The sequence below is a fragment of the Bacillus sp. JJ664 genome (assembly GCF_036962205.1).
Lineage (GTDB): Bacteria > Bacillota > Bacilli > Bacillales > Bacillaceae_G > Gottfriedia.
The window spans coordinates 1-5,602 of the sequence record NZ_JBALMS010000096.1 but is presented as its reverse complement, the minus strand read 5'-3'; the positions used below and the strand labels follow the sequence as shown (position 1 = coordinate 5,602).

Sequence of the window (5,602 nt, the reverse complement as noted above, 5' to 3'; positions counted from 1 at the left end):
TGGTTCGTTTACTGGTACTTCTGTGGCTTTTCTAATTAGACAATCAGATCCCAAAAAAATTGGTAAAGCCATTAAATATTCAGGAGTTACTGTACTTGTTGGCTTTGGACTTGGACCAGCAATTGCGGCTTTCATGTTACAATATTTCCCTATTCAACCACTTAGATTACCATTTTGGATCTTAATTGGATTATTAATTATCTCGGGTGTCATACTAGAATCTCTACCAAAGGATGTAGTTTCGAAAGAACAAAAGCTTGCAAAACAAAAGATATCACTTGGGGTTCCCAAAAAAATACGTTCTCACTTTTGGTCGATGTCTGGACTTGCTATTTTTACAGTATTTACGATTCAAGGAACGGCACTTGCTCTAATTCCTACTTTCGTGAAAAATGTTATTCAAACATCTAATTTATTTATTTCTGGTTTGATCTTTCTAATTCTATTAGGTGGTGGTGCATTCGCACAGTTTATTCCTAGACCTTCTCAACCAGTTACCCGTTTTAGATGGGGGATCTTGCTTTTAGTTATTGGTTCTTGGTTGATTGTTACATCTGGTTTTACAGCAAGTTTACCATTACTATGGATCAGTATATTCATACAAGCACTTGGTGGTGGATGGACTTTCCAAAACGCACTATTTTTTGCAGGGCAACTGCCTGAACCTGAAGCGAAACCACGTGTGATTTCAGTTTTCTGGATGTGTGCGTATGTAGGATTCATTGTGCCTCCAGTAGTTGTTGGAGCACTTACTCAAATTTACAATTTAAACATCTCTCTTATCGTGCTAAATCTGTTTTCTTCCTTAATTGTCGTTTATGTATTGTTGTATTCAGTTAGATTTAAACAATATACTTCTAATCCTTCAATACCAAATCAAGGAGCATAAAAATGTTATAGATCTCCTAATGGAAAAAGGGGATTCAAGTAAGAACATTAATTTTTTTTATGAATTTAAGAATGATTATTCTCAAATGATTTTACAACTTAATGATTCAAATTATAAAACGTATGTTTAATAAAATACAAAATGAGGTGTATTGGTATATGGAAATTTCAAAACAAGTAGCACTAATTACTGGAGCAAATCGTGGCCTTGGTCGTCATCTTGCAGAAGAACTTCTTGTGAGAGGAGCTAAGGTTTATGCAGCAGTTAGAAAACCGGAATTGATTGATCTTCCTGGAGTCATCCCACTAAAGATAGACATTACAGATGAAAAGTCAATTATTGCGGCAGCCGAGATTGCAAAAGACGTTACTTTATTAATCAATAATGCTGGATCGAGTACTGGAGCTGCGTTACTAGATGGTGATATTGATAAAATTCGTTTAGAAATGGAAACTCATTTTTTCGGCACACTCTCGATGATACGCGCTTTTGCTCCGATTATTGAGAAAAATGGCGGAGGAACAATCCTAAATATTCTCTCTGTTCTATCATGGTTGACCTTGAACGGAGGCGGGGCATATTCAGCGGCTAAGTCGGCAGAATGGAGTTTGACAAATACATTCCGCTTGAACCTTGCTCCTAAAAATATTCGTGTTTCTGGGTTGCATGTAGGATTTATGGATACAGACATGACAGCAAATGTTAAGGCACAGAAAGCTAACCCTGCAGACATTGCGAAGATTGCTATCGACGGTGTAGAAGCTGATTGCTATGAAATTCTAGCAGACGACCTGAGCCGAATGGTACAGCAAAACTTCTCTGGCGGTGTTAAAGCGATATACCCACAATTGTTTCAACAATAACTAAGGGTTGCTACCAAAAAGATAATTTACTTTCGAATTAAAAAATAGAAAAGCACTTTCTTGACTGAGCATCTCTGATTTAATACAATACTTCTAGAAATACTGAAATAAGAAATGCTGAAAGGAGGTTTTTAAAGGTGAATGATGATATTGCAGTAAAAGTCTACAAGGCACTAGGTGAATCAACTCGTTTACAAATCGTTAAATTACTAGCAGGGCAATCAGAGTTAGCTTGCATGGAAATGGCAAATCAATTAAAAGGTCCTGCCAATTCAACATTAACGCATCATTTAAAACCATTACTCGATTGCGGATTATTAGTAGTTCGCAGAGAGGGAACCTTCAGATATTACAGTTTACAACGAGAGGTCCTTGCACAATACGCACCCGCTTTACTTTAATGTTAAAGCGGAATTATTTTAGTTTTAATTTCAGTATTTATAGAAATACCGAATAATGGAAATGAACGGAGGAAAATATATGGGTCAAATTAGCAAAGAAACAAATAATTGGGGAAATTTAAAAAAAGGTTTAGAAAGTAAATTGTTTGAACCGATAAAAATCGGAGCTTGGAATTTACGCTCACGTATCGCAATGGCACCGTTAACAAGATCTTTTGCAGATGATCAAACAGGAGTAGTAGGAGAGGATATTGTTGAATATTACCGAAAACGTGCTGCCGATGGAGTTGGTTTAATCATTTCAGAAGGAACGGTCATAAGTTCACGTGGAAAAGGCATTCCTGGAATTCCAGGCATTTATTCAGACGAACAAATTAAGGGATGGAAAAAAGTAACTGATGCTGTGCATAAAGAGGGAGGAACAATGATCGCTCAAATATGGCATGTTGGTCGTTTATCTCATCATGAGCTTGCTGGAAATCTGCCTCCTCAAGCACCCTCAGCAATTCCAGCTGAAGGCCTTGTCTCTCGTTTCCGTAAGCCATATGATGTTCCTGAAGAAATGACAATTGATGATATTAATGAAGTAATCAAACAATATGCGCAAGCTGCTAAAAATGCAATAGCAGGAGGCTTTGACGGTGTGGAAATTCATGGTGCCCACGGTTACTTAATTGACCAATTTAATTCAGATATAACAAATCATCGTACAGACGAATATGGCGGTAACCTTGCTCAAAGATTAACGTTCATGAAGGAAGTAATTAAAGCAGTTATCGCCGCAATCGGAACAGAACGAACAATGATCCGATTCTCTGCTTTTAAAGCAGATATACCAAATTACATGTGGGAAGATCCAGAAATGGCTATTCGTACATTTGTTGAAGCATTTAAGGAAGCCGGTGCAACAATGATTCACCCATCGATTATGCAATTTGATCGAGTGGTTGCAGATGGAAAAACGATGCATCAATTAGTCCGAAAATACTGGGATGGTGTCATTATTGGGGTAGGTACATTAAATCCAGAAATGGCGAATCAGGCGATTGAAGATGGAATAATTGATGTTGCTGCTTTTGGACGTCCATTAATATCTAATCCTGATTTTATACATCGTTTAAAAAATGGTAAAGAATTAGAAGAATACGATGTTAAAAAGCATCTTAACACATTAATTTAAAGCACTAGTGAAAGAAGCTTATATAGCTTCTTTCATTTTGTACACTATTTCAGTGTTTATAGAAATATAGAAATTAATATGAATATCGAGGAGAAAATTTTACATGTCAAATTCAGCAAAGATTTATATTTTATCATTAATAAGTTTTTTAGTTGGTACTTCACAGTACAACATCTCAGGTAACTTGGATAAAATGGCAGATGTTCTAGGAGTGTCAATTGGAGCTGCTGGCCAATTAATTACAGTCTTTTCATTAGTCTATGCAATCGGTACACCTATATTAATGGTATTAACGGCTAAAATGGAAAGACGTAAATTACTGATTTATACGTTGTTTGTTTTTATTATAGGGAATTTACTTTCGGTAATTGTTCCAAGCTATAGATTATTTATGATTGCTCGTATTATTATGGCTTTAAGTACAGGAGTAGTTGTCGTTACAGTTTTAAGTATCGCAGCAAAGATAGCACCTGCTAATAAAAAAGCAAGTTCAATTGCAACAGTTGTCATGGGATTTACCGCATCATTAATCATTGGTGTTCCTATTGGACGTTTTATTACATCTACTTATGGATGGAAATTTGTATTTATTGGTATCGCATTATTAGTTTTACTTGTCATTTTAATTGTTTTAAATACAATACCAAAAATGAATGGTGATGCATCAGTCCCTTTAACGAGACAAATTGCTATGTTCAAAAAACCAAAAATTGCTTTAGCATTGTCTATCACCTTCTTCTCGATGACAGGGTACGGGATTATTTTTACTTATTTATCTCCATTCCTTGTAAATACTGTAGGTATGAGTGATCATCTTTTAAGCATTACTTTTCTTATTCTCGGAGTTGCAAGCTTATTTGGTTCAAAATTAGGTGGCTTAAGTGCAGATAAAAGAGGCATAATTTTTACATTAAAAAGAGGCTTACTTGTAAACTTAACGTCTATAGTCGTGCTTTCATTCATATCTCATTCATTTATTGCAGTACTTATTGTCTTGACAGTCTGGTCATTTGCAGGCTGGTCAATAGGTGCAACTCAGCAATATAATCTAGCAACGATATCACCTGAATCCTCAGATGTGTTGCTAGGTCTGAACCAATCGATGATGCAACTAGGTTTTGCGGTTGGTGCAGGTTTAGGTGGAGTAATCGTGGGGCAAATATCATTATCTTCAATTACATGGTTCAGTGCGTTAAGTGTTGTGTTTGCAAGTATTACAACATTTGGATTATCACGTTTCTTAAATAATAAAAAGGTAGTCAACCAAGGTTTTGAGGCACAAAAGGAAGCTTGATCAAATTGTGGGAGTATTTAAATCATTATCTTTGCATTGTATTTACACAATTTGACAAGTCAATCTACGAGGTTTTAGAAGAAGTAAGTTAACGAAAATCCGTAAATTAACGTGAGTTTAAATAAAACTTCAACATGTTTAACAATCAATATTAAAAAGATCCCCGTAAAACCGACTGGGATCTTTTTGCTTTTGAAGTGGTTTAGTGTGTATTTACTTTAATAATAGCTCATCAACACCTCATGTGTTGCAACATACACTCTAGTCATGTGGAATGTGTTACAGAAACTAGTTTTAAAGAATAAATAATTTAAAGAAGGCAACGTTTCTTTATAGGTACGTTGCCTTTATATTACTTTTAACGGATATGCCAACTTATAGTGTATAACCATACTAACATCAATTTTCAATTCTCTTTATAACCGTAAGCAATTGTGGAGTAAGTTGTTAAAAGACATCTAATATTGTAATGTTTCTTTTAGAGTAGATTCATTAGTTTTACTACGAATCGGTTGGAGAATTGGAAGAATCAGTAAATGAAGGTTAGGTACGATGAAATTAAAATAGATTAATTTCATCGGGGAGGGCTAATTGTTCAAGTCCATTTGTAATCATATGAATTTTAGAAGTAGTAAGACCTGGTAGCACTGGGTTTACAGCTTTTTTTGAAAGAAACATTAATAAAAAAATGTCGTACCAATCTAGCTCCAAATCTAATGAATTTATTTTTCCAAAAACTTACTTTATCTTATAGCCTCAATACGGAATTGTCATCTTATGAGACTTTTTCGACTTGTTAAACTCAAATATACTTAACCCAGAGTTTACTCAAATAATCTTAATAAAAAGCAGCCAGATTGAAAATCGCACTTTTGTTTGTGGAAAGCATCGAGCTCTTTCTTAAATACTCTCTACTCGACAGGGGTATGTTCATAAAGTTGCTCTGTTTATCGAAATTAAGTTGAATATTAAAAT

The 5,602-nt window shown here is 35.0% G+C and carries 5 protein-coding genes; all 5 read left to right on the top strand.

What is annotated here, in order from left to right; translation table 11 throughout:
• Positions 1 to 889, top strand: an 889-nt coding sequence (locus tag V7056_RS15175) for an MFS transporter (protein WP_499703253.1), incomplete at its 5' end; no start/stop codon positions are given.
• Between the two features lie 158 nt (positions 890 to 1,047).
• Entirely contained in the window at positions 1,048 to 1,752 is a 705-nt protein-coding gene (locus V7056_RS15170) for an SDR family oxidoreductase (protein WP_499703251.1), read from the top strand.
• Between the two features lie 137 nt (positions 1,753 to 1,889).
• Positions 1,890 to 2,153 carry an ArsR/SmtB family transcription factor gene (locus V7056_RS15165; protein WP_499703249.1) on the top strand — a complete coding sequence of 88 codons (264 nt, stop codon included), beginning with the start codon at positions 1,890 to 1,892 and terminating at the stop codon, positions 2,151 to 2,153.
• Between the two features lie 79 nt (positions 2,154 to 2,232).
• Entirely contained in the window at positions 2,233 to 3,333 is a 1,101-nt protein-coding gene (locus V7056_RS15160; protein WP_499703247.1) for an alkene reductase, read from the top strand.
• Between the two features lie 103 nt (positions 3,334 to 3,436).
• Positions 3,437 to 4,627: an MFS transporter gene (locus V7056_RS15155; RefSeq protein ID WP_499703245.1), complete on the top strand. Its 1,191-nt coding sequence runs from the start codon at positions 3,437 to 3,439 to the stop codon at positions 4,625 to 4,627.
• The last annotated feature ends 975 nt before the right edge of the window (positions 4,628 to 5,602 follow it).

Bases quoted from the DNA above. Each gene is read 5' to 3' on its own strand.
- V7056_RS15155 (WP_499703245.1), top strand. From the start codon at position 3,437: ATGTCAAATTCAGCAAAGATTTATATTTTATCATTAATAAGTTTTTTA.
- V7056_RS15170 (WP_499703251.1), top strand. From the start codon at position 1,048: ATGGAAATTTCAAAACAAGTAGCACTAATTACTGGAGCAAATCGTGGC.
- V7056_RS15160 (WP_499703247.1), top strand. From the start codon at position 2,233: ATGGGTCAAATTAGCAAAGAAACAAATAATTGGGGAAATTTAAAAAAA.